19 protein-coding genes are annotated in these 20,161 nt (G+C 52.5%); 7 read left to right on the top strand and 12 right to left on the bottom strand.

Translation table 11 applies throughout. From position 1 onward, the window contains the following. Window positions 1-277 precede the first annotated feature (277 nt). Together ACGHM3_RS08640 and ACGHM3_RS08635 are read left to right on the top strand one after the other, a co-directional pair. Window positions 278-625, top strand: coding sequence for a DUF3135 domain-containing protein (locus ACGHM3_RS08640; protein WP_345418306.1), 348 nt, complete (start codon window positions 278-280; stop codon window positions 623-625). 39 nt (window positions 626-664) lie between these two features. Then, window positions 665-1,210 carry an NUDIX hydrolase gene (locus ACGHM3_RS08635; RefSeq protein WP_345418302.1) on the top strand — a complete coding sequence of 182 codons (546 nt, stop codon included), beginning with the start codon at window positions 665-667 and terminating at the stop codon, window positions 1,208-1,210. Here ACGHM3_RS08635 and ACGHM3_RS08630 read toward each other — a convergent pair. The 5 genes from ACGHM3_RS08630 to ACGHM3_RS08610 all read right to left on the bottom strand — a co-directional run bounded on the left by ACGHM3_RS08630 (window position 1,207) and on the right by ACGHM3_RS08610 (window position 5,972). Next, window positions 1,207-1,533: a YqfO family protein gene (locus ACGHM3_RS08630; RefSeq protein ID WP_345418300.1), complete on the bottom strand. Its 327-nt coding sequence runs from the start codon at window positions 1,531-1,533 to the stop codon at window positions 1,207-1,209. The genes ACGHM3_RS08635 and ACGHM3_RS08630 overlap by 4 nt on opposite strands. Further along, complete coding sequence (locus tag ACGHM3_RS08625) at window positions 1,530-2,369, bottom strand: hypothetical protein (protein WP_345418298.1); 840 nt, start codon at window positions 2,367-2,369, stop codon at window positions 1,530-1,532. The genes ACGHM3_RS08630 and ACGHM3_RS08625 overlap by 4 nt, the downstream gene beginning before the upstream one ends. Window positions 2,370-2,574: 205 nt before the next feature. Next, complete coding sequence (locus ACGHM3_RS08620) at window positions 2,575-3,885, bottom strand: sodium ion-translocating decarboxylase subunit beta (RefSeq protein ID WP_345418293.1); 1,311 nt, start codon at window positions 3,883-3,885, stop codon at window positions 2,575-2,577. A gap of 8 nt (window positions 3,886-3,893) precedes the next feature. Continuing rightward, entirely contained in the window at window positions 3,894-5,675 is a 1,782-nt protein-coding gene (gene oadA, locus ACGHM3_RS08615) for a sodium-extruding oxaloacetate decarboxylase subunit alpha (protein ID WP_345418290.1), read from the bottom strand. Window positions 5,676-5,732: 57 nt separating this feature from the next. Next, window positions 5,733-5,972: an OadG family transporter subunit gene (locus ACGHM3_RS08610; protein WP_345418287.1), complete on the bottom strand. Its 240-nt coding sequence runs from the start codon at window positions 5,970-5,972 to the stop codon at window positions 5,733-5,735. A 413-nt stretch (window positions 5,973-6,385) separates the two neighbouring features. Here ACGHM3_RS08610 and ACGHM3_RS08605 point away from each other — a divergent pair, with 413 nt between their 5' ends. Then, the gene (locus ACGHM3_RS08605; RefSeq protein ID WP_345418284.1) at window positions 6,386-7,456 is read left to right on the top strand and encodes a tRNA-dihydrouridine synthase; all 1,071 of its coding nucleotides are present in this window, start codon (window positions 6,386-6,388) and stop codon (window positions 7,454-7,456) included. Further along, window positions 7,431-8,117, top strand: a complete 687-nt coding sequence (locus tag ACGHM3_RS08600; RefSeq protein ID WP_345418281.1) for a fumarylacetoacetate hydrolase family protein — start codon at window positions 7,431-7,433, stop codon at window positions 8,115-8,117. Before ACGHM3_RS08605 ends, ACGHM3_RS08600 begins: the two co-directional genes overlap by 26 nt. Window positions 8,118-8,767: 650 nt before the next feature. Here ACGHM3_RS08600 and ACGHM3_RS08595 read toward each other — a convergent pair. From ACGHM3_RS08595 to ACGHM3_RS08570, 6 genes are all read right to left on the bottom strand, one after another. Continuing rightward, the gene (locus tag ACGHM3_RS08595) at window positions 8,768-9,181 is read right to left on the bottom strand and encodes a phasin family protein (RefSeq protein ID WP_345418278.1); all 414 of its coding nucleotides are present in this window, start codon (window positions 9,179-9,181) and stop codon (window positions 8,768-8,770) included. A 158-nt stretch (window positions 9,182-9,339) separates the two neighbouring features. Then, window positions 9,340-9,783, bottom strand: a complete 444-nt coding sequence (gene phaR / locus ACGHM3_RS08590) for a polyhydroxyalkanoate synthesis repressor PhaR (protein ID WP_345418275.1) — start codon at window positions 9,781-9,783, stop codon at window positions 9,340-9,342. 84 nt (window positions 9,784-9,867) lie between these two features. Next, window positions 9,868-11,697 carry a class I poly(R)-hydroxyalkanoic acid synthase gene (gene phaC, locus ACGHM3_RS08585; RefSeq protein ID WP_345418272.1) on the bottom strand — a complete coding sequence of 610 codons (1,830 nt, stop codon included), beginning with the start codon at window positions 11,695-11,697 and terminating at the stop codon, window positions 9,868-9,870. Between the two features lie 185 nt (window positions 11,698-11,882). Next, window positions 11,883-12,140: a hypothetical protein gene (locus ACGHM3_RS08580; RefSeq protein ID WP_345418269.1), complete on the bottom strand. Its 258-nt coding sequence runs from the start codon at window positions 12,138-12,140 to the stop codon at window positions 11,883-11,885. Between the two features lie 138 nt (window positions 12,141-12,278). After that, window positions 12,279-13,058, bottom strand: a complete 780-nt coding sequence (locus ACGHM3_RS08575) for a 3-hydroxybutyrate dehydrogenase (RefSeq protein WP_345418266.1) — start codon at window positions 13,056-13,058, stop codon at window positions 12,279-12,281. A gap of 287 nt (window positions 13,059-13,345) precedes the next feature. Beyond that, complete coding sequence (locus ACGHM3_RS08570) at window positions 13,346-14,104, bottom strand: alpha/beta hydrolase (RefSeq protein WP_345418263.1); 759 nt, start codon at window positions 14,102-14,104, stop codon at window positions 13,346-13,348. Between the two features lie 374 nt (window positions 14,105-14,478). Here ACGHM3_RS08570 and ACGHM3_RS08565 point away from each other — a divergent pair, with 374 nt between their 5' ends. Further along, complete coding sequence (locus ACGHM3_RS08565; protein WP_345418260.1) at window positions 14,479-14,652, top strand: hypothetical protein; 174 nt, start codon at window positions 14,479-14,481, stop codon at window positions 14,650-14,652. 73 nt (window positions 14,653-14,725) lie between these two features. Next, window positions 14,726-17,563, top strand: coding sequence for an RNA polymerase-associated protein RapA (gene rapA, locus ACGHM3_RS08560; protein ID WP_345418258.1), 2,838 nt, complete (start codon window positions 14,726-14,728; stop codon window positions 17,561-17,563). A 14-nt stretch (window positions 17,564-17,577) separates the two neighbouring features. Here rapA and ACGHM3_RS08555 read toward each other — a convergent pair whose 3' ends face one another. Then, entirely contained in the window at window positions 17,578-18,474 is an 897-nt protein-coding gene (locus ACGHM3_RS08555) for an MBL fold metallo-hydrolase (RefSeq protein ID WP_345418255.1), read from the bottom strand. 292 nt (window positions 18,475-18,766) lie between these two features. Between ACGHM3_RS08555 and ACGHM3_RS08550 the strand changes: the two genes are divergently transcribed. Next, the gene (locus ACGHM3_RS08550) at window positions 18,767-20,146 is read left to right on the top strand and encodes a DEAD/DEAH box helicase (protein ID WP_345418252.1); all 1,380 of its coding nucleotides are present in this window, start codon (window positions 18,767-18,769) and stop codon (window positions 20,144-20,146) included. The last annotated feature ends 15 nt before the right edge of the window (window positions 20,147-20,161 follow it).

The following is a 20,161-nucleotide window of genomic DNA, read 5'->3' as shown; positions in this document are numbered from 1 at the left end:
AAAACCGGAAGACTCCGCCCTAATAAACATCACTCAGCGAATAAACTGGCAAGTCATTGCCGCTGCGGCAATGACAGATATTGCGGTGCCTTAGAAAACCGGAAGGCACGCGATTCAACATTCCTAATCGTTATAATAAATAAGTATTTAAAACCAAATAGTCAGGTTGGTAGTATCTTTCGCACAACTTGAACAAACTTTGAACAATCCTAGCTGAAATATTGTCACTTTAAATAACACGCTAAGTATTGTACTAAGCCGTCTTACGGAGCAGGAAATGAACGGACAGCTACCTGATTTTGACACATTGATGCAAATGGCCAAGGATGACCCAGAGGCGCTAGAACAACTGCGCCAGGACAGCATCAATGAGCTCTTGGACAACGCACCGACCAAAATGCGCCATCGCTTAGAAGGCTTACAATTCCAAATCGATGCTAAACGCAAACTGGCCAAGACACCCATGCAGGCCTGCATCACGATTTCTCGCATGATGCACGAGAGCTTCGAGGAACTGCGCTTGACACTGAACAGCGCGTTCGACGAAGACGCGCCGGCACTGTCTACCGAGCCCAAAAACGACGCACGGATTCTATCATTCGAGGCCCCTGCGATCGCTCGTTAATTTCCGATATACTGCAAAGATCTCATTTGGATAGCTCACATGAATTTTTGCAGTCATTGCGGTGCCAAGACCGTACTCGCCATTCCAGACGGTGACGACAGAGAGCGTCACGTCTGCTCCAGTTGCGACACCATTCACTACCTAAACCCCAAGATCATCACCGGCTGTTTGCCGTTTATGGGTGACCAAGTACTGCTGTGCAAACGCGCCATCGAGCCCCGCTACGGCCTTTGGACACTACCAGCCGGTTTTATGGAAAACGGCGAAACCGTTGAGCAAGGGGCAGCCCGAGAATCCTGGGAAGAAGCGCGCATTAAGCTCAATGATTTGCAGCTATACCAGGTGTTCAGCTTGCCCCACATCAGCCAGGTGTACTTCTTTTACCTAGCGGAAATTACCCAACCCGACTTTGGCCCAGGGCCGGAATCCCTTGAGGTTAAGCTTTGCCACCTGGATGACATTCCCTGGGATGAGCTAGCCTTTACCGTTGTGGAATCCACACTGCGCTACTTTATTGAAGATCGCAAGACCGGGCATTTTCCGGTGCGCAGCCAGACATTAGAGGCCATGCGCCGGCCAGGCTAAAGCTGGCCTACATCCACGCACTGGAACACTTGGTAGGCGGGCTCCTCGTAGGGGTGCACCGCCATCAGCGCGCCAATAGCAGACTTGATGCAGTCTGCGCTACAAACCAGCTCCAACCGGGTTTCCGCGACGGCTTCAACCCGCCCTTTGCGGCCTAAAAACGGATCTGCTTTGTCCCCGGGGCGGAACTGCCCCACGCCCTCCACAGACCAACAACAATGGTCGTAATCGCCAATTTTTCCTGCCCCGGCGTCAAATAAAGCCTGCTTAACTGGCTCCGTGTGATCCGAAGGCACATATACCACAATTTTATACAGCGTCACTGTGGATCCTGGGCATCGATCGGCGCGGATTCTGGCACGATATGCTCTGCCAACATGGCTTTAAAATCCGCGGTCGCTTGAGCAACTACGCGATCGCTGGCACTGCCCACCAATTTCAGAAACGCCACATGGGACGTACTGGTGGTGAATTTCTTGTAGCGCACGTATTCGGTAACGGCCAAATCACTCAAGGCGTGTAGCTGTCGCCACATCACCCGCTCTTCCACCTTAGGGCGTAGATCAAAAGTTTCCCGAGCCAGCTGCTCTTCCACCTGAGCCTTGTCAAAAGGTGTGTAGGGTTTCATGGTAGCAGCAATGTAGCTCACTGATTCCACCAACACCCGCTCGCGCCGCTCTAGCCATTTTTCGGCGAAGGGATACTGCTTGCTGTAGGACTGCCACCAACCATACAAATCTTCATCCGCCAGTAAGGACGGCGCAATCGCCTTTTGCCGGCGCTCTGCCCCAGGTTGATAGGCCACTTGAATGCCAACCAGGGTTTTGCGACCAACCTCGCTGCTATACCAGTCGCGAACGGAACGCACCGATGTATTACCGGCCACGGATTGCATTTGAGTAACCAGTTTCTGGCTGAGTACTTCTGGGCCGAGTTTGGCTCGTACCTGCCCCATCAAAGCCTGACGCTGGCTAATGGGAATGTAGAAACCTCGCGCCATGGCTTGGTGAACCGCCTCTTCGGCAAAGGCGGAAAAATCGCGCACATCGGCGTCGTAGTGGCCGGATTGCAGTACCCGCGCCAAGGGCGCCGATGCCGCGGCGTATTGCGCGCAGAACACCACCCAAAAGATAAATAAATAACCAACGTATCGGATCACCTATGAGCCTTCCTTGTAAATCGAGTATTACTAAAAAATAGTCTGTAGCCTGATTGGCCGTCAAGCTAATGACCGAGACAAGTAACAAACTTTTACCGTTTTCGACTAAACCTAGGCCAAAAAAAAGAGGCCCTAGAGCCTCTTTTAACATCTTCCTTGCAAAGGTTACCCCAAGCGGGGTAACCAAAGCGATTCAATGGGTCGCTTACATAAAGCTCTGCACCATCGAGATCATGACACCGGCGGCCACTGCCGAGCCGATCACACCGGCGACGTTTGGCCCCATGGCGTGCATCAACAGGAAGTTGTGTGGGTTGTACTCCAGGCCCATTTTGTTGGATACCCGAGCGGCCATGGGCACAGCGGAAACACCCGCCGAACCGATGAGCGGGTTGATTTTGGTATCGCTGAATTTGTTCATCAGCTTAGCCATAAGCACCCCCATGGCCGTACCAATACCAAAGGCAACGATCCCCAGCGCCAAAATACCCAGGGTTTTTGGATCCAGGAATTTATCCGCCGCAAGCTTAGAGCCCACAGACAAGCCCAAAAAGATGGTGGTAATGTTGATCAGCGCGTTTTGCGCGGTATCGCTCAAGCGATTAACCACACCACACTCTTTCATTAGGTTGCCAAAACAGAACATGCCCAACAGCGGCGCCGCCGACGGTAGAAACATAGCCACCAAGATTAATACGATCACCGGGAAGGCGATTTTTTCTTTCTTGGAAACCACGCGCAATTGGCTCATAACAATTTTGCGTTCTTCTTCCGTGGTCAGCGCCCGCATAATGGGGGGCTGAATCATCGGCACCAGTGCCATGTAGGAATAGGCTGCCACAGCGATGGCACCCAACAACTCCGGCGCTAACATGGAGGCCACGTAAATGGCTGTGGGGCCGTCTGCGCCACCAATAATGCCAATGGCGGCAGCGTCAGCAATACTGAAATCCATTATGCCGAAGTGGCTTAGGGCCACTGCACCGATTACCGTAGCAAAAATCCCGAACTGCGCAGCGGCACCTAAAAACAACGTTTTAGGGTTGGCGAGCAAAGGACCAAAGTCGGTCATGGCGCCTACGCCCATAAAAATCACCAAGGGAGCGACGCCAGAGGCAATGGCTACGGAATAAAAGTTGTACAACATGCCGTTGGTGAAGTTGAGGTCCTCGGCGGTGTGCACCGCCGCCAAATGGATATCACCGGATGAACCTGCGTAGGCTTCTTTTAGCGCTTTAATGTTATCCCATTGCTCTACCCCAAGGCTGGTAGCCATGGCTTTTAATACCGCCGGGTCGCCACTGGCGATGGCGGCCTCCGCCGCAGAAATGGCCAAGTCAGCACCAGGGATGTTGGCTAAAATACCGCCAAAACCAATGGGAACCAGCAACAAGGGCTCAAAATTTTTGGCAATCGCCAGGTACAGCAACAACATGCCCACCACAATCATTACGATTTGGCCAGGCGCCATATTGTAGAGGCCCGAATCCTGCCATAGTGTGATCAAACTATTCATACGACCCCCTAGGCTATGGTCATGAGGCTATCGCCCACGGCCACAGCATCACCCTCTTTAACCGCAATGCCGGTTACCGAACCCGCCTTGGGTGCCGCCACATTGGTTTCCATTTTCATGGCTTCGAGCACCAAAATGGTGTCGCCAGCGGCTACGCTGTCACCGGGCTTAACCAACACCTTGACGATGTTACCCGCCAAAGGAGCGGGCACAGGCTCACCACTGCCAGCCGGCGCTGCCGCGCCCGCCATAGGTGCGGCCACGGCGCCACCCACCGGTGCTAAACCGGTAATATCGCCACCATTGTTCACCGTAACCGTGTAGCTTTGGCCTTCAACAGTAACCGTGTAGACCTCTTCGCCAGCATCGTTCTTCACCGGCTCTGGCTTGCCAGGCTTGGGCTCGAAGGCGTCGGGATTGTTGCGGTTTTGTAGAAACTTGAGGCCCACCTGAGGAAATAGCGCATAGGTCAAAACGTCATCGATTTTGCCTTCACCAGCGGTGAGGGATATTCCCTTTTCCTTGGCTAAATCCGTCAGCTCTTGACTGAGTTTGTCCAGCTCCGGTTCGATCAAATCGGCTGGGCGGCAAGTAATGGCTTTGCCACCTTCTAATACACGCTCTTGCAAGTCTGGGTTAACCTGGGCCGGCGTAGCACCGTATTCACCTTTTAAAACGCCCTTGGTTTCTTTAGAGATGGACTTATAACGCTCGCCGGTGAGTACGTTTAACACCGCCTGGGTGCCGACGATTTGCGAGGTGGGTGTAACCAGTGGGATAAAGCCCAGGTCTTCGCGTACGCGCGGAATTTCCTCCAGCACGTCATCGAATTTGTCCGTGGCGCCCTGATCTCGCAGCTGGTTTTCCATATTGGTCAACATGCCGCCGGGGACCTGAGCCGTTAAAATACGGGAATCTACGCCGCGCAGAGAGCCTTCAAATTTGGCGTATTTTTTTCGCACTTCACGGAAGTAAGCAGCGATCTCTTCCAGCAGGATGAGATCCAAACCGGTGTCGCGGTTGGTGCCTTCTAGAATAGCCACCACCGATTCGGTTGGACTGTGACCGTAGGTCATGGACATTGACGAGATTGCGGTGTCGATATTATCGATACCCGCTTCAATGCACTTTAGGGCTGTGGCGGTGGACATTCCCGTAGTGGCGTGGCACTGCATATGGATGGGAATAGAACAACTGGCCTTGAGACGCTTGACCAATTCATAGCCATAGTAAGGCTTTAACAGGCCGGCCATGTCTTTAATGGCAATGGAGTCAGCCCCCATGTCTTCGATTTTCTTCCCCATATCCACCCACATTTCCAAATTGTGCACGGGACTTATGGTGTAGGAGATGGTGCCTTGGGCATGTTTGCCAGCGTTCTTTACGGCTTTCAATGCGGTTTCTAGGTTGCGCATGTCGTTCATGGCATCGAACACACGGAATACGTCTACGCCATTAACGGCGCAGCGCTCAACGAATTTCTCAACCACGTCATCGGCGTAATGGCGATAGCCCAAAATGTTTTGGCCCCGAAACAGCATCTGCATTGGGGTATTGGGCATGGCTTTTTTCAGCTCGCGGATGCGCTCCCATGGGTCTTCACCCAGGTATCGAATGCAGGCGTCGAAAGTGGCGCCGCCCCAGGTCTCAAGCGACCAAAAGCCTACTTGATCTAGCTTGGCAGCGATGGGCAGCATGTCTTCTAAGCGAAGGCGAGTGGCGAACAGTGATTGGTGCGCGTCACGCAACACCACATCGGTTATCCCTAATGGTTTGGTATTGTTTGTCATGTCAAACTCTCTGGCAAAGTGTGCACGAAGGTGCTGTTCTAATTTTGAACTGAAGGTTTAGTCGCGGCTGCGGTGTTGCTCTAGTGCAGCTTGGATTATTTTCACGACCTTGGGATCTACAGCACCACCACGGGCGGTGGGTGTAGCAGGCGTGGGGGCAGCTTCTTCGGGGAGGTATCGACCTATTAAAGTCGACATGGCAAAGGTGGCAATCACCAAAATGGTTAGGAACACAAACACCGTGCCCATACCAAACAGCATCAATTCGACGCCCTGTTCTAGTAGTGTATCGTTCATGTGAAGTCCTTAGTTTGCTTCATACATATTAGCGGAAGCGAATTGGACCCCAATTTCGCACCCCAACTAAAAAGCGGCCTTGTGAGCCACTCAAAGATTCTAAAAATCAACGAGTTACGTTAACTTTTAGCTTATCCACTGTAACTTTTAGTAATATTTTATTGCCGCGCTTGTTGGCTTAGCGTATACAGCGGCTTGCCAGTTTAACCGAAAATAATGAAAAATATGAGCCACTTATAGCAAGAATTACACAAACCAATGAAATCCTACGGTTACTGGCAGGGTATGATGCGCGGTTGAATTGCGCGCCGTCACCGGACCGGGATCTACAAACTTAAAGCCGCAGTCATCGCGCTTTCGCAACGCCGTTAAAAGGTAACCAGCACTGGAATTTACCGGTAAAGCCAAGCATCATGCCGAGCTCCAACACCAGCTGGAACCACCACGCTCTTACCATGACTAACACCCCCACCACTGGTTTAGCGCCACCCAAAGTCTACCTTGCCCCCATGCAAGGCGTGATGGATCATCATTTACGCGCCCTAGTAACTCGCCTGGGTGGGGTTGACGGCTGCGTCACTGAGTTTATTCGAGTAACTGATCAACGCCTGCCTACTCGAGTGTTTCATCGCTATTGCCCTGAATTGGCCGATGGCGCGCGCACCGCCTCCGGTGTGCCGGTAAAAGTACAATTATTGGGAAGCAATCCCTGGGCCCTCGCGGTCAACGCGCAAAAAGCCGCGGCCCTGGGCGCCAGCGCCATCGATTTAAATTTTGGCTGCCCAGCCAAAACTGTTAACAACAGCGCGGGCGGGGCTAAGCTGCTAAGCCAGCCGGAGTTGATGTATCAAATCGTTCTGGCGGTGCGTCAGCGCTTGCCCCAGCACGTGCCGCTAAGCGCAAAGATTCGACTGGGCTACGAGGACCGCAGCCGCTACCTAGAAGCCGCCGAGGCCGCTGCCGCTGGCGGTGCCGACGAACTGGTGGTACACGCACGCAGCAAAGCCGACGGCTATCGGCCACCGGCATACTGGCGTTACATCGACGAAATCCAAGCGGCGCTAAGCATTCCCGTGGTGGCTAATGGCGAAGTTTGGTCGGTGGCAGATTGGCAGCGCTGCCGTGAGCAAAGTAGTGTAAATCAGGTAATGCTTGGGCGCGGTATGCTAGCTAAACCCGACCTAGCCCTGGCCATAAAGCGGCATGCAGCCCAAACGGCGCACCAAGATATGACATGGCGCCAGGCCTGCCAGCTGTTACTGGATTACCATCTGATTACTCGCGATGCCTATCCACGCAAGTTCCTAGGCAACAGAGTGAAGCAATGGTTGTCCTATCTTCAATTGCAATTTTGCGAAGCGGGCGATTTTTTGCAGTGCATAAAACGCTCCCGCGACGATGACTTTATTTGCCATCAGTTTGAGCAACAGCTGAACCAACCATACCAGGAGAACCTGCGTGCAAACTCCCTTCCCTCCCAGTAAGCGCCCCACCCTTACCATTGCCGATAGCGACCTGCGTTTTCCCGTGCGACGCATTTACTGCGTTGGGCGCAACTACGCTGACCACGCCCGTGAGATGGGTGCTAACCCAGATCGGGAGCCGCCGTTTTTCTTTGCCAAGCCGAGTGATGCCATCGTTGAGAGTGGCCAAGACGTGCGCTATCCGCCGCAGACCACCGACCTACACCACGAAGTAGAGCTGGTCATGGCCCTGCAGTCCGGCGGCAGTAACATTGCACAAGAGAAAGCCATGGACTGCGTATACGGCTTTGCCGTAGGCATTGATTTAACCCGACGAGACCTGCAGACCGAGGCGAAAAAAATGGGCCGCGCCTGGTGCACCAGCAAAGGCTTTGATGACTCCGCGGTGGTGGGCAACATTACCCCAGCAGCCACATGCACTGGCATTGAAACCGCCAACATTGCGCTGAGCGTCAACGGCGATCAGCGCCAACAAGGTAACGTCAACCAAATGATATGGTCCTGCGCCGAGGTCATCAGCTGTTTGTCAGAGCTGTTTGAATTGCAACCGGGGGACTTAATCTTTACAGGAACGCCAGCGGGAGTGAGCGCCCTACAACGGGGGGATACTCTGGACGCGACCATAGAAGGGCTAACACCGCTGCGTAACACCATAATTTAAGGTGACTTACGTTCTAGGTGCTTAAGTTCTAGGTGCTTAAGTTCTAGGTGCTTGGGTTTTAGTTGCTTGGGTTTTAGTTGCTTGGGTTTTAGCAGCCCGGTGTTTAGTTGAACCGGATGTGAGCCGGCACACAATCGGGCGGATAAGACGAGAAATATACAAATGTAGCCGGAGACATCGGCTGAGATTACTACGAGTCTGAGGTTGTATGAGGCTAAGGTTAAACAGTTGGGAGGCGGCCGCTTGCGGTGGTTAGCGTTTGAGCACGCCATCGCCGTTGAGCCTGCACTGCTGTAGGCACGTTTCGGAAGGCTGGGTTTGATGCGAGTCTGTGACTAGCTCAAAACCTGACTAGCCCAAAACCTGTGAACTAGACCTCGGCGGCCAATGCCATACCATGGCCAAATCGGCGCAGCCTACTACACGGCGGCTTACCAGATCCCTATCTAGACTGAGCCGTTAGCTCAGCTTAACGCTCTGTTTCACGAACTGCACATATCGCAAAGAAAAAAGAGCCCAGCGAACTGGGCTATAGACTACAAGCGCTACAACAAGCTGATAAAAACTCTACTGGCGTTAACTTAGGCGGCAACCGTGCCGTCCTTGCTGCGTTTCAGCCTAGTCGCTGCGAAGCCAAACCTGTTGTCAGGTTATGCGTCTGCTTTTGGTGCTGCTTTAGCAGGAGCTTTTGCTTTGGCTTTCGCTTTGGGTTTTGGGGCTGGCGGTGTTGCCACCGCTTCAAACTTTTTTATTTCAGAGAATGCTCCATTAAAAACTTCGCTCATCTTCTCTGATGTATCAGTCATTAGGGCATAGGTCTCTTTCGCAGTGCTTACCATTTTCTCTTGGATGCCTTCTGCGTAAGTCTTTTGCGTCTCATAGACCCCAGCAAGGTCTTTCTGAGAGGCCAAATCTTTGGCGTACTCGATGCTGTCGTTCATCATACTGGTGAACAATGAGGTTTGCTTCTCCGCCAGCTTTTCCATGGTGTCAGCATTAATGCTCATGAACTCGCCGAAGGGTTTAGAAGCACTTTGCGCTTGCTCTACGAACTTATCAAACATAGTTGGTCTCCTAGACTTTAAAACTTGCAGCCTTTAAAAATGCTGCAACGCACAATAGGTTCAGGAGCTATAATATGGACACCACGAGGAGCCGTCAACGCCTTTTTGCTGCTTTGCAGCAAAAAGGCTATATCAATTTTTACTAAGTAACGAAGGGTTTATTCTTTGGGCGTTTTAGACGGGTCGCTAATGCCAATAGAGCGCCAAAAATCCACGTTTTTCTCGAACATTTGGCCGAAGATACTAATGGGGGACTTGTCAATAATGCCACGCATAACCGACTGCATGGCGTCTTGCTGGTCTAGGAAGTTAGCCATACTCTGCTCTAGGTACATACGCAGAAACACCTGCATGTCGCTATCGTAAAAGCGTATTAGCTGCTTTAAGACCTGGTTGGTAAGCACAGACTGTTGATCATTGGTTTCTTGCTCTGTGATGATTTGCAGCATGATTGACTTGGTAAGGTCATCTTCTGTTTTGGAATCGATGATTTTGAATTCTTGATGGGACATCACCAAAGACTTTATGAACTCCAGGTTCACGTACTGGCTTTGGGAGGTGTCGTACAAGCGACGGTTGGGGTACTTTTTGATGATAATCACTGGCTGCCTCACTGACGCTTATGTGCACCGCAGTATAGCGATTTTTGCCTCAATGACAAAAATCGCTACCCATTAAGCCTCCACCTACTCAGCAGTGGCTTGCTCTGGCGCCTTTTTCGGCTCAGCCAACTTCTCCAACCGCACCTTTACATACCGGCCAGGAGCCGCCTCTATGGGTTTGTATTGCGCATTGCCCAAGGTTTTGGGCGCGGCCTGCTTAGCACCGGATAAAGGCGCCAGCCAGGCATCCCAATCCAACCACCAAGAGCCCTTGTTTTCCGTACTGGTGGCGAGCCACTCCTCGGCATTACCCGGCAACTGCTCATTCACCCAGTGATCGTACTTGGCGCTGGCAGGCGGGTTAATCACACCTGCCACGTGGCCGGAGCCGGCCAAAACAAACCGAGACTTAGCGCCCGAGAGCACTTTTAAACTTTCGTAGGCAGCCTGCCAAATGACGATGTGATCGCCCACCGTGGCTAGGCTGTAAGCCGGGATATCCACCTTGGAGAGATCAACATCAATGCCGTCTACCCGCATACCGCCCGGGTTACGCAACTCGTTGTCCATGTAGGTTTTGCGCAGATAATACAAAAACGCAGGCGCCGGAATATTGGTGGAGTCACTGTTCCAATACAAAATATCGAAAGGCATTGGATCTTTACCTTTGAGGTAGTTATCCACAAAATAAGACCAAAACAGACTGTTTTCGCGCAGCATACTAAAACAGTACGCCAGTATCCTGCCGTCTAAATAACCTTTGGCCGATACGCTTTGTTCGATCATGGAATAGGTTTGCTCGGAGATGTAGTTACCGGCCTCCCCCGCCTCGCTAAAATCGAACAAGGTTGTAAAAAAGCTGATGGAGCTCAGCAGCTTGCTGTTTTTCTCTTTCAAAACCGCAGCGGCAATACCCAAAACGGTGCCACCAATACAATAGCCCACGGCGTTTACCGAGCGCGATTTGGTAATTTCGGCGGTCACTTCCGCCGCTTTGATGACACCATTGGTGACGTAGGTTTCAAACGCAGTATCTTTCAATGAGGCACCCGGATTAACCCAAGAGACCAAGAATACATTGTAGCCTTGGTCTAGCAGCCAGCTGATCATGGATTTCTTCTGCGTCAGATCCAGGATATAAAACTTGTTGATAAACGGCGGCACCACCAGCAACGGTTTTTTGTATACCTGTTCCTGGGTGGGCTTGTATTGAATCAGCTGAAATAACTCGTTCTCATACACCACTTGGCCTGGCGTAATGGCTAGATCTTTACCTACCTCAAAGGCATCGATATTCACCTGGGACACCTTAAACGCCTCCAGCGGGCTGTTTTCGATATCGCGCATGAAATTATCCATGCCCTTTGCCAAGCACTCACCCTCGGTATCCAAAATATCTCGGCAAACCTCAGGGTTGGTGAGTATGTAATTGGTGGGCGACATGGAGTTTACGTATTGGCGGGTAAAGAACTTTACTTGCTCTGCAATTTTGTGGTCTTCGAACTCTAGTGCATCCACAAAACCCTGCATCATTTTAGAGTTAAGTAGGTAGGCCTGCTTAAAGTAATTGAACATGGGATTGGTGTCCCACTGCTCGTCTTTAAAACGTTTGTCGGTGCGGTCTGCCTCAACCACGGGCGCCGATTGCTGGGATTCGAACAGCGCTTTTGCGGTGTTCTGCCACAACGAAGCCTGCGCTTCTAAAAAGCCCATTTGCTCTCGCATCAGCTTTTTGGGGTCAACCTTTACGCCTTGGGACAACACCCCCATGATTTTGTCGGCGTTGTTGAAAGGATTGATCTCGGCTTTGCTACTGGCTAGCACACGCAGCATGATTTCGTGCGACATATCATTGAACATTTCACGGTACTTATCGAGGTAGTTCAATACCTGTTTTTGTTCCTTTGCATCCATTGTTCTTTCTCCTACCTACGTGCCTTGCTTCCCATATGTATGGGTCTGTCCAATTAGCCTAGTGGTAACTGTTAACCTGCGGCCCGCGCCATGGCAAGACGCAAAAGTGACGGCCAGATTAACGACTGCTGTTAGGAGTTGAACGAATACCTACCCTTGCTAGAAGCGCTAGTGTGTAATGAATTTTAGTGTTCGGAACCGTTACCGGATTTGGTCGAGCCGGTGGTTGTGGTGGTGGTTTCTACCACTTTACGATATCGCTCCAGAGTTTCTTGGCCCTGTTTGACGAAATTTTGAAACATATCAAAAAACGGATAGCCTTCTTTGGTCATTTCGCCGCTCATGGATTTGATGAATAACTGCTGCATCTGATCCATGCCGTCAAGCCCCATCAATTCGCGGGCCTCCTGTGGCGTAAGATCCAACTCTATATGTACTTTCATACATCCTCCTGCACTGTGTCTTGTTGGCGCCCCAGCCAAAGCCTGGGCGCCTCGTGGATGTGACCTAGTTTGCCCCGCCCTTACAGGACTGCCGAGGAGTGTGGCAGAGCTGATTCTGCCAAGGCCGTTGCCACCGCGTTAACGTGCCGTCCAGGCTCCGTCGAGCACGATGGACTGCGCCGTCATGTTCTTCGCTACCGGCGACAGTAGATAATCCACCGCGCCACACATTTCTTCAATACTAATAAACGATTTTTTCGGCATTGGCTGCAACATGATATCGTTGACGACTTCTTCTTCCGTAATACCGTTTTCTTTCGCCTGGGCTGCTATCTGTTTTTCCACCAACGGCGTTTTCACATAGGCCGGGCACAAGGTGTTGATGGTGATATCAAAATCCGCCACCTCCAAGGCCACTACCTTAGAAAAACCGATTAAACCATGCTTAGCCGCAACATAGGCCGTTTTGTAAGGTGAAGCAATCAAACCATGGATGGAGCCAACATTAACAATGCGGCCATAGTTGCTGGATTTCATGGCGGGCAATACGGCGCGGGTGAGCATGGCAGGGCCGGTGAGCAAAATGTCTACCAACAGTTTCCAGCGATCCACCGGAAACTCCTCCAGCTTGGCCACGTACTGCATACCTGCGTTGTTCACCAACACATCAATTTTGCCGGCTTGCTCTACCGCAGCTTCGATGTCCTCCTGGCTGGTAACATCCAGCTTGCAGGGCTCCGCAGTGCCGCCAGCGGCTTCAATTTTTGCCACCGCCTCTTGGGCTGCCTCGATATTGATATCGCTCACCAAGACTTTGTAGCCTTTGCCGGCTAGGCTTTCGGCGATACCAAAGCCGATGCCACTGGCAGCACCGGTGACGAGTGCGACGGGTAAACCACCTTCGGTTGAAGAACTCATATTGCCCCCCTTTGGGTCTATTCGATGCCAGCAAAACCGCTGGCGCAAGAACATTTAGGCGTACTAAAGCTGCACCACCGACACAAAGCTACCACCTACCCCAACTGTCGAGCAGCAGTTAACTGGCGTTGCCACAGAAAAAGCACACGAATTTAAACGAATAACAAGCACGAAGCTTGCCGATATCGGTTAAGACCACAAGGTTGGCAAATTTATGCGAAAGAGAGCAAGTGAATTAACAATAATGAAGAAGCGGGTTGACCAGCAACCCGCTGCCTAGAGGAAAGTTAACAACCCGCCGGAGTGATGGCGCCGCTAACGGAGAAGGATTTTATCTGATTGAGTAACCAATCCGGATCGTCCAAAGCTAACTCGTGGCCGGCCTCAGGGTGAGTGACCAAACTGCACTGGTAGTAGTCGGCCAATTTGCGACTGCAGTCAGCGGAGACTAACCGATCGTTACGGCTGGCAAACACCTGCACCGAACAGTGCACCATCTGGCTGGGTGTAGGTAATCGAGAAAAACCTGCCAGCGCGATTTGACGAAACACCTGGGTCAATGCCACCGGACGGCGACGAGCCACCTCTGCCCAAAGCGAGTTAACCTGAGCAGAAGCCCGGGAGTTATTACTTAAGGTAGCCAGTACCTTGCGTTCGCGCTCTTCATGACTGTTTTTGGACAGATACGATGACAACATCCGAACCGCGGGGATAAATCGCAAACGCTTGGTGAAGAAACTGAGCTTGCTGCTGCTGTTAACCAACACAACTTGCTTAACCCGGGCATCGGAGGCGGCCCAATTCAGTGCTACGGAGCCACCCAGTGACATAGCCAATATTTTAATATTATCCAGGCCCGCGGTCTCCTGGCGTAATTGACGAACAACGGCGTCCATACGCAACGGGCAGCGTTGGTCGCGCTTGCGTCCAACTCCGGGCATATCGAGGGCGATTACCTTATCACCAGTGGCTTGTTCCACCTTGCGGGGCAAGCCGCCCCAATGCGCTGATTCACGGCCGAGGCCTCGCAACCATATCCACGTCATAGCTTATTCTCTCAAACGTTTTTTGGTCTTCTTGGTATTGAATAAAGGCGCGCATTCTGCCTAGCACTAACCGCAACAGCTAGACCGATTTGCGCCTTTTTACGCTTGTTATTGGTGTGTCTTAAAAGTGTAGCAGTGCAAAAAAAAGCCGCGCCTTCGATCAGCGACATATTTTTTGCCACGAGGACAACTCAGCCACCCTCATTAGCTTGAGCTAAATCAAACACTTAGCGCCGGTTGCCTAGCGACAGCCGCCAACCAAACTGGACAAACAGCCACCAAAAAGCTCAATAAACCACCAGAACAAGGTCAATCCTAAACCCCCCAGGTTTTACAATTGGCGCACATCAAAACTTAGCCAATTAGGTGTTTTTTTGACCAAACCCACAAATGGCACGGGAGTATCCACGCAAACTTTAGCAATGCCTAATGACATATTGGCTATTGCTATTACTGATTTTTACTCAGCACGCTTTAAAGCTCGATTGGTGGGTGACAAAGCAAACGTTACTTCCTATCATCGCCAGCCATTTATTAAGGGCGTTTGAGTTTCGCTGCGAGCTGCGCAAAGCAGCGGAGTATTAGCAACCGCGAGAACTAAATCCCGTCTTGGAGTGAACATTGGCTGCGGAACAATTTGTTATCGGCCAGCGCTGGATTAGCAGTGCTGAAAAAGAATTGGGGTTAGGCGTAGTCACCGACGCCCGTGATCGGCGAGTATCCCTATCCTTTCCCGCGTGCGGCGAGCACCGCACCTACGCGGACCGCAACGCCCCCCTGACCCGCGTTAAATATGACGTCGGCGACACCGTGTACGACCTAGACGACCAGGCCTGGCTGGTGGATGAATTGCAGGACGAAGGCCACATTACCTACCTGGTCACCGGCATCGATGGCACGCAAAAAGCGTTGAGCGAAGTTGAGCTAGACCCATTTGTGCACTTCTCCGGGCCATTAGAAAGACTGCTGGCCGGCAACCTAGACAAACCCCGCCAGTTTCAATTGCGACTGCACACGCTGGAGCATTTGCGGCGATTACAGGCCTCTGGTGTCGGCGGTTTACTCGGCCCAAGGGTGGACTTGCTAAAACACCAAATCTACATCGCCAACGAGGTTGCCAACCGTTTTGCGCCGCGGGTTCTGCTGGCCGACGAAGTGGGCTTGGGCAAAACCATTGAAGCCGGTCTGATCATCCATCACCAGCGCCACAACCATCGGGCCCAGCGAATTTTAATCGCGTTGCCAGATTCCCTAGTGCACCAATGGTTAGTGGAAATGCTACGCCGCTTTAACCTGCACTTTTCGGTGATGAACCAAGCCCGTATCGACGACGCCATAGAGAGCGGCGATGTCAACCCCTTCGATTCAGCGCAGCTGGTGCTCTGTCCGATCAGCTTGTTTACCGCCAGAGACGAAAACCTTCAACTGGCCTGCCAGTGCGAATGGGATTTACTGTGTGTGGATGAGGCTCACCATTTGGTTTGGTCTGAGCAGCAGCCGAGCATTGAATACCAGGCAGTGGAATCCCTGGCAAAACTCGCCCGCGGCCTGCTACTGCTAACCGCCACCCCGGAGCAACTTGGGCTGAAAAGCCACTTCGCCCGCCTGCGTTTATTGGACCCAGACCGCTACCACAGCCTGGAAGAATTCCGCGCAGAAGAAGACAAGTACCAACCGATTAACGAGCTGATTCAAACTTTGCTAGCAGACGATGGCGCAGCCGCGCTGCAAAGCGACGCTGGCCGGCAGCAACAGCTGGCCGAATTCATCGGCGAGGACCGCGTTACATCGCTGATGGCCAAATTGGCCAGCGCCGAGGCGCCGAGTGAGATGATTGTTGACACTGTGCGCGAGTTACTCGACCGCCACGGCACCGGCCGGGTGCTATTTCGCAACACCCGTGGCAGCGTCAGCGGCTTCCCGCAACGCTGCCTGGATGCCGTGCCCCTGGATATGCCAGCCCACTACGACAGCGCCTCCCTCTACCCGGAACAAGACCAACCGGAAGACTGGGTGGAGCTGGACCCGCGTGTAGAGTGGCTGGAGCAATTTCTAAAACTGAATCGCAAACAAAAAGTTCTGTTGATTACTGCCAGTGCCAAAACGGCCCTAGCGCTGGAATCCTATCTCACCCTGCGCCAGGGCATTCGCGCCAGTGTATTCCACGAGGGCATGAGCCTTTTAGAGCGAGATCGCAGCGCGGCCTACTTTGCCGATGATGAAGCCGGCGCTCAGGTATTGGTGTGCTCTGAAATTGGCAGCGAAGGCCGTAACTTCCAGTTCGCCCATCATCTGGTGTTGTTCGATTTGCCCGCCAACCCCGATTTACTGGAACAGCGCATTGGCCGCCTAGATCGCATTGGCCAGCAGCATGACATTCAAATTCACGTACCGTATTTTGAGGATTCCAGCCAAGCGGTGTTGCTGCAGTGGTACGACCAAGGCCTCCAGGCCTTCACCCAAACCTGCCCCATTGGCGGCGCGGTGAAACAACAGGTGCAAACCGAACTGGAAAACGCCCTGGCCGACCCCAGCAATGCTGCCGCCTGCCAGGGCTTGATAAGCAAAACCGAAAGCCTGGCCAAAGAACTGATTGCCGTTCTGCAATCCGGCCGAGACCGCTTATTGGAGCTTAACTCCTGCAACCCTTCCGTGGCGCAAAACATTATCGACCAAGTTGGCGAGGCCGCCCAAGAAAACGCGCTGCAAGATTATATGCTAATGGCCTTCGACCAGTTCGGTGTCGACCATCAAGACCACAGCGAGCAAACCTGGGTGCTGCACCCCTCGGAAACCATGCACAGCCCGTTTCCTGAGTTACCGGAAGACGGCATCAGCGTGTGTTTCAACCGCAATAAGGCTCTGAGCCGAGAAGAGCTGTCGTTTCTTTCCTGGGAGCACCCCATGGTTACCGCCACCATGGACATGGTCGCCAGTGGCGACCACGGCAATTGCTCTTTGTGCACCTTAAAACTGCCGCCACTCAAAGCCGGCACCTGGTTGCTGGAAGCGGTTTACGTGGTCCACTGCCCGGCACCCAAAGCGCATCAATTGAATCGCTTCCTGCCGTTAACGCCTATTCGTGTATTGCTGGATCAAGGTGGTAAAGACCTGGCCGGGGTAGTGGCCGGTCATCAATTAACCGGGCTTGCCAAAACCCTGCCCAGAAAAACCGCCGCGGATATTGTGAAACACCTAAAGCCCGAAGTGGAAGGCCGACTGGGCAAAGCCAAAACCAACGCCGAAACCCAGGCCAAAGCCTTGCTCAAGAGCGCCCGTGAGGCACTCACCAAAGAGCAGGACGCAGAGCTGGCCCGCATGGTGGCCCTGGCTAAGGTCAACCCTAACATACGAGCCGAAGAAATTTCCGCCTTGGAAGAGCAAAACGCCATGGCGGAAAATTACTTGAAACAATCGCAGCTACGCCTAGACGCGCTGCGCGTGGTGGTGGTCACCTAGGCTGGAGCCTCGGCTCACTGTTGCAGTGAGCTCACGGCTATGGCCACCCATTGATCGGGGCTTAAAAATCCCTTACCCCATTGTTCATCCAATGCTTTAGTGGGCTGCTTGGCAACAATTTCTTCCGTGCTAAGCCCCTGGGCCATGAGCGGCTCCAGCGCGGCTACGGTGGCCTCTAGCATAGCTTTAAATGCGTGCAGATCGTCCACCGTCGCCAACGGCCCATGGCCTGGGATGATCACGGTATCCGCGTTTATTTGCCCCAGCACCATTTGAATGCCGGCAATCATGCCCTTAATACGCCCGCCATGTTCGGCATCGATAAAGGGGTAAATTCCGTTAAAGAACAAATCTCCGGTGTGCACCACATTGGCCTTTTTAAAGTACAACACGCTGTCACCATTGCTGTGGGCGTTGGGTATGTGCTGCACAGCCAGGGTCTCGTCGTTGATGTGCAACGTAATTGATTGGTCGAAGGTAATTTCCGGCAGGGCCTCTTTGGGATAAGGCTCAATAACCCGATTAAACGCTTTTAAAGTAGTGCCCTTGGCCAACAATTCACGTACGTTTTCATGGGCCACAATGGTGGCGCCGGTGTTGCCCATTACCACGTTGCTACCGGTGTGATCATTGTGCCAATGGGTGTTAAACACGTATTCCAGCGGACGATTCGAAACCTCCGCCACCAGCTTTAAAATGGGCGAACCCTGGGCTTCAAATTTGTCGTCAATCAATACGTTGGCTTGGTCACCCACAAATAAGCCAACGTTGCCACCGGGGCCGGTAATCATATAGATGTTGTCTTTTACTTTGGCCAGAGCCACGCCGGCCTCATCGTCTGAGAACACCGCACCACTGGCGGTCATAGCGATAGCCAAAGACCACATCTTTACTTGTTTTAATACGCTCATTCTATCCTCTCTACCCACTGGTATTTTCGAACACTTTAACTGTCGCTGTTATCGCTGCTAGCCAATTACAGCAACGACTTTGCTGTACCGGCCGCATTACTGTTCAACCCTGGCACTTGAGCCGTGATATCATAGCGCCCTTTAGCCAAACCGAGCGCACCTACGCCGATACCTGCACGGTTATATACCAGCCAACTCATATGCCAACTGAATAACAGTGCAAACTTTTTAACTCTTTGAACAACGTTTATTCCGCTCAAACCCACAATGGTTCCTGCCCAAGGAGAACACTTTGTCCGGCCCTACCCCTGAATTCAGCGCACTCAACCTTAGCGCCACATTGTTACAAGCGCTGGCCGCCCAGGAGCTAACCCACGCCACGGAAATTCAAGCCTTGGCAGTACCGGCCGTGCTCAACAAACGCGATATCATCGCCAGTGCGGCCACGGGCAGCGGTAAGACACTGGCCTTTTTGCTGCCCATAGTGCAGCAGTTAATTGCCCAGCCCTCGCCCAATACCGGCTGTAGAGCGCTTATAATGGTGCCCACCCGGGAGCTGGCCGAGCAGATCAGTAATAACCTAAAAGCCCTGGCGAAATATACCCGCACCACGTTTACCCTATTAACCGGCGGCGCAGACTTTAAGTTTCAGGCCTCCCTACTGCGTAAAAACCCCGAAATTATCATCGCCACGCCGGGCCGGCTATCCGACCACCTACGCAACAACACCACAGACTTAACCGACCTAGAGTTTTGGGTGTTGGACGAAGCTGACCGCATGTTGGATATGGGCTTTACCGAAGACATTGATCGAGTGGCTCAGGCGTTAACAGATAAACACCAAACTCTCATGTTTTCCGCCACATTGCGCCATCAACAGGTGGCGAGAGTCGCCCAGCATTTGCTGCGCGACCCAGAGCGCCTGGAGCTGGAACACCACAACCAAGTGGCGGCGGAAGTGCATCACCAATTTGTATTAAGTGATGACGTAAAATTTAAACAAAAGGCACTGGATAAAATCATCGGCAGCGGTGAATTCAAAAAGGTCATTGTGTTTACCAACACCAAATCGGAGGCCAACCGTTTACGTGGCGTGTTGGAATACTACGGCCACCAAGCCGGCTGTTTGCATGGCGACATGACCCAAGATCAACGGCGGGAAATTCTACTGGCGTTTCGTCGTCATAAATTTACCGTACTCATCGCCACCGATGTGGCAGCGCGGGGCTTAGACATCGAAAAGCTGGACGCCGTCATTCATTTTGATATGGCGCGCACCCCCAAGGATTATGTGCACCGCGCGGGCCGCACCGGACGCGCTGGCAAGCCCGGCACCAGCATCGCACTGATTGCGCCCCACGAGTGGAATAATAAAGCGCGGGCCGAAAACGTCGTGGGCGACGGCTTTGAAAAGCGTACCTTACCCGGCTTAACCGCCAAATATAAGGGCCCAGATAAAGTTAAATCATCTGGCCGCGCCAGTGGCAAAAAACGGGATGACAAAAAAAGCAGCGACAGCAAAACCACAGCCAAGGTAAAACCCAAAAAACGCGCCCGCGACCAAGCCAACAAAGGCCGACCCAAGCGCTTTGGCCCGGCACCTAAAAAGGAATCCGTGAGCGAGGGCGAAGCGCGCTTAGGCGACGGTTTTAGCCCTTTTAAAAAGAAATAATAAAAATAAGAGAAC

The organism is Halioxenophilus aromaticivorans, assembly GCF_042850945.1.
Classification (GTDB): domain Bacteria; phylum Pseudomonadota; class Gammaproteobacteria; order Pseudomonadales; family Cellvibrionaceae; genus Halioxenophilus; species Halioxenophilus aromaticivorans.
Note: the sequence above shows the minus strand (reverse complement) of the source record. Positions and strands in the feature narration are given on the sequence as shown.